We start from the raw sequence: 4,160 nt of genomic DNA, 5'->3' as shown, positions 1-4,160 counted from the left end.
CTCGGCCAGCACGCCGAAGGCGCCAATGTAAAGCGTCTCGCCCTCGGGCGTGATCTGCTTGCAGCGCTGGTGCTCGCTGTATCAAGGTGACGCTTTACTCGATCCTTTTCTCTTTTGCTTTTGCTTTTGGCCCCCTCTTGCGCGGGCGCGGATCTGATGCTGGGAGGGCAAACACAGCGAACAGCATCGAGTGGGGATTTAGTAAAGTGTCACCGTAACGCCCGCCCCCGACCCCTCCCCGCCGCTTCGCAGGGGGGAGAGGGGAGAACCCGATCCGATTCAATAGTTTTGACGGCTGGCCTCAGCGGCGGACGGCCTTTTCCAAGGCAGAGGTGACAAATTTGTTGAGGCTGACCCCGGCGCGCCTTGCGGCCGAGGATAGGTCTTTGTGCAAAGCTGGATCGGTGCGCACGACGAACTGGCCCGAGAACGGCTTCTCCGGCTCTTCGCCGCGCACCTTGCAGAATGCAAGATAATCCTCGATCGATCCGGCAAAGGCCTTCTTGAGTTCGGCCACGGATTTTCCCTGGAAGGTGACCACGTCGCGCAGGTCGGCGACCTCGCCATGGAAAATCTCCGCGTCCTCGTCGTATTCGACAGTCGCCTCGTATCCTTTATAATTCATCGTCGTCATGGCTCGATCCCTGCTTCAGTCAGAAAGCGGAGGACCGATTTCACGGCGCCCTTGTCGGTCTCCTTTTTTCGCCATGGTCCACAGGGCGGGATGAAAGCTTCCTGTGCGGCCATGTCACTCCATCATTGACGTCAGCGTTTACTGGGTCGCCCGATCAAGTCGGGCGATGACAGTTGTGCGTAGGGCCCGCGAAGCGGTTCCAATGAGCCTCAATCCAGCTTTGCTTCCATACCGGGCTTGACGCCGGGCCGCGCCATCAACGTCGTACCAGCTTGCGTCCTGGTCTTTCGAAGCTCGCCGATTCTTCCCTGTGACCCCGCTCAGCGCGGCAACAGATTGGTTTTCGCCAGATCGAGCACCTCGTCGCCGCGGCCGCTCATGACCGCCCGAAGCACCCATAGGCTGAAGCCCTTGATCTGTTCCACCGCGATCGTCGGCGGCATCGACAGCTCCTGCTTCGCGGTGACGACATCGAGCACGGCCGGGCCGTCATGATCCAGCACCTCGCGGACCGCGCTTGCCAGCTCTCCGGGATCCTCCACCCGGACGGCATGAATGCCCATGGCGCGGGCCATGGCTGCGAAGTCGGGATTTTGCAGATCGACTCCGGTCTCGACGAAACCCGCGGCCTTCATTTCCAGCGCCACAAAGCCCAGCACCCCGTTGTTGAAGATCACGACTTTGACCGGCAGCTTCATCTGGGTCAGCGTGATCAGGTCGCCCATCAGCATGGCAAAACCGCCGTCGCCGGACATCGATACAACCTGCCGCCGCGGCTCGGCGGCCTGAACTCCGATGGCATGCGCCATGGCATTGGCCATCGAGCCGTGGACCCAGGAACCGATCAGGCGCCGGCGACCATTCATCGCAAGGTAGCGCGCCGCCCAGATGGTGGGTGTGCCGACATCGGCCGTGAAGACGGCGTCGTCGGCTGCGCTCTCACTGAGAACGCGCGCGAGGTATTGCGGATGGATGGGCTTATACCCTGGCGTACCCTTGGCGAGTTCATCCAGTCCGGCGCGCGCCTTGCGGTAGTGGGCCACGCTGGCGTCGAGGTGCGATCGATCGGTTTTCACCGTAAGCTTGGGCAACAGCGCGTCGATCGTGGCGCCGATGTCGCCGACCAGCCCGAGGTCGAGCCTGCAGCGGCGTCCAAGGTTCTCCGGTCGAATGTCGACCTGCGCGATTTTTGCGTCCGCCGGAAAAAATTGCTTGTAGGGAAAATCGGTCCCCAGCATCAGGAGGACGTCGCACGCATGCATGGCCGCGTAACCGGAGGAGAAACCGATAAAGCCGGTCATGCCGACATCGTAGGGGTTGTCGTATTCGATGTGCTCCTTGCCGCCAAGTGCGTGCACCATCGGGCTCTTCAGGATCTCGGCAAGTTGCAGGAGGCGGCCGTGGGCGCCGGCACAGCCGCGGCCGCAGAACAGGGTGACGCGCCTGGCCCCATTGAGGAGGTCGGCCAATGCCCTCAATTCGGGCTCGGCCGGCTGCACAATCGGCGCCACCGGCAGCAGCCCGGGATTCGGCGAAATGGCGCGCCTGGGCGATGACCGAAGCGCCACGTCGCCAGGGATGACCAGCACGGCGACACCGCGCCGTCCCACCGCTGCGCGAATGGCGTTTTCCAACACGTAAGGGAGTTGAGCCGTGTCCGAGACGAGCTCGCAGTAGTGACTGCATTCCCGGAACAGTTCCTGCGGATGGGTCTCTTGGAAATAGCCGCCGCCGATTTCCCCGGAAGGAATTTGAGCGGCGATCGCCAAAACAGGAACGCGGCTGCGGTGCGCATCGAACAGGCCGTTGATGAGATGCAAATTGCCCGGCCCGCACGACCCGGCACACACCGCCAGGGCGCCGGTGATTTGCGCCTCGCCCGCCGCTGCGAAGGCAGCGACCTCCTCGTGTCGAACGTGAATCCAATCCATCGCTTTTCGCTTGCGCACCGACTCGGTCAGGCCGTTCAGGCTGTCACCGACCACGCCGAAGATGCGCTTCACCCCCGCCTGGGTCAGGGTTTCAACGATGAGATCGGCAACGTTTTCGACTGGCATGGCTCTTTATCCTTCATCATGGCTTCGAGGATGGCGGGGTGCGCTTGCGCCGGCGGTCCGATCCGCCGCATAGCCGTGGCCATGCCGAACCCTTTGAGCGGAAGCCCTGCCTGTCCATCCATCATTCTTATCGATCATGACCTGGACCTTCCGCAACAACCCGTAGCGCCTTTTTTACTCACTTGGCTGGAATCGATCCACTACAGTCAGAGCTGCGTGCGGCCGCCATCGACGGCGAGTTCGGCCCCGGTGATGTAGGAGGCATCGTCGGAAGCGAGGAATGCGACTGCGGTGGCGACTTCTTCGGGCTTGCCGAAGCGCTTTGCCGGGATCTGCTGCAGCAGAGCCTTGCCGAGTTCCTCGGCATCGGCGTCGGGAATGCCGAGTTTTCCGAACAGCGGCGTCTCGATCACGCCGGGACTGACGGCATTGACACGAATGTTCCGGCTGATCAGCTCGGCGGCAAGCGTCCGGGTCAGGTTACGCAGCGCCGCTTTCGAGGCTGACACCGCTGACGTTCCTGCGATACCTGCCTCGTCGAACCAGGAGGTCGTGAAGACGATGGCTCCGCCATCGTTCAAGAGGGGCAATGCCTTCTGAACGGTGAAGTACGCGCCGCGGAAGTTGGCATCGAGAACGTCATCGAAGATTTCCTCGGTCGTCTCCGCGACGGAACCCAGTTTGGCGATACCCGCATTGGCATAGAGGACGTCGATCCGGCCGTACTTCTCCCGTACCTGCCGGAACAGGCCATCGAGGTCGGCCGATTTTGTGACATCGGCGAGGATCGCCACGGCGTTCGCGCCGAGCTCTTTTTGGGCGTTGCTCGCCGACTGCGAGCTGCGGCCGGTCACGACCACCTTGGCCCCCTCCTTGATGAACTGCTTTGCGGCGGCGAGGCCGATACCGCTGGTGCCACCGGTGACGACAACGATCTTGTTTGCGAAGCGACTCACGACATTTCTCCTCCGTTGGCCTGGTTTGCTGTCTCCCTGCTAATCCTGTTCACCGAGCGTCTGGATGTAGGTTTTGCCGTAGGGATAGAACAACTCCTTGCGACCTTGCTGCCACGCAGCCTTCAGTTCTGGCGTCGTGATGTCCCAGTCCGGCCGGCATTTCCTGGTAACGGCACGCAAATCCTGCCGGAGATCTTCCATGGTCGGCCGGCCGAAGTACCAATAGCCATTGTAGATCTTGTAGATGACAAGACCGGGTTCGAGCACGATCACGTGCGGGATCATTGGATTGTGCAGGGGATCGGTGTATTCGGCGATGTCGAGATCCTTTTGGACCACGCGGCGCGCGTCGGAGAGGAAAGGCCAGTGAGCCCCGACCCCGCTGCGATATTCATTGGTCTCGGTGATGTTGTCGGTGCTGATCGTGACCAGCCGGCAATAGCCGACCTCCATCTCGATGGAGCTCGACCAGCCCTTCCGCCGCCCGGCGGTCCTTCGGGCAGAAACCGCCGC

3 protein-coding genes and 1 pseudogene are annotated in these 4,160 nt (G+C 61.9%); all 4 read right to left on the bottom strand.

The window, feature by feature from the left end; genetic code table 11:
- Positions 1-301: 301 nt before the first annotated feature.
- Positions 302-634, bottom strand: coding sequence for a type II toxin-antitoxin system HicB family antitoxin (locus ABSG20_RS31145; protein WP_423868288.1), 333 nt, complete (start codon positions 632-634; stop codon positions 302-304).
- A gap of 320 nt (positions 635-954) precedes the next feature.
- Positions 955-2,691 carry a ubiquinone-dependent pyruvate dehydrogenase gene (poxB, locus tag ABSG20_RS31140; protein ID WP_423868287.1) on the bottom strand — a complete coding sequence of 579 codons (1,737 nt, stop codon included), beginning with the start codon at positions 2,689-2,691 and terminating at the stop codon, positions 955-957.
- Positions 2,692-2,897: 206 nt separating this feature from the next.
- Positions 2,898-3,647 (bottom strand): SDR family oxidoreductase, encoded by a 750-nt coding sequence (locus ABSG20_RS31135; RefSeq protein WP_423868286.1) that lies wholly within the window; start codon positions 3,645-3,647, stop codon positions 2,898-2,900.
- Between the two features lie 39 nt (positions 3,648-3,686).
- A pseudogene (locus tag ABSG20_RS31130) lies at positions 3,687-4,160 on the bottom strand (AhpC/TSA family protein); the annotation flags it as partial.

Source organism: Bradyrhizobium sp. (genome assembly GCF_049512235.1).
Taxonomy (GTDB): Bacteria; Pseudomonadota; Alphaproteobacteria; order Rhizobiales; family Xanthobacteraceae; genus Bradyrhizobium.
This window is presented reverse-complemented; position numbering and strand designations above follow the sequence as displayed.

Excerpts from the sequence above, each read along its gene's own strand:
- ABSG20_RS31145 (WP_423868288.1), bottom strand. The coding sequence starts at position 634 with ATGACGACGATGAATTATAAAGGATACGAGGCGACTGTCGAATACGAC.
- poxB (WP_423868287.1), bottom strand. The coding sequence starts at position 2,691 with ATGCCAGTCGAAAACGTTGCCGATCTCATCGTTGAAACCCTGACCCAG.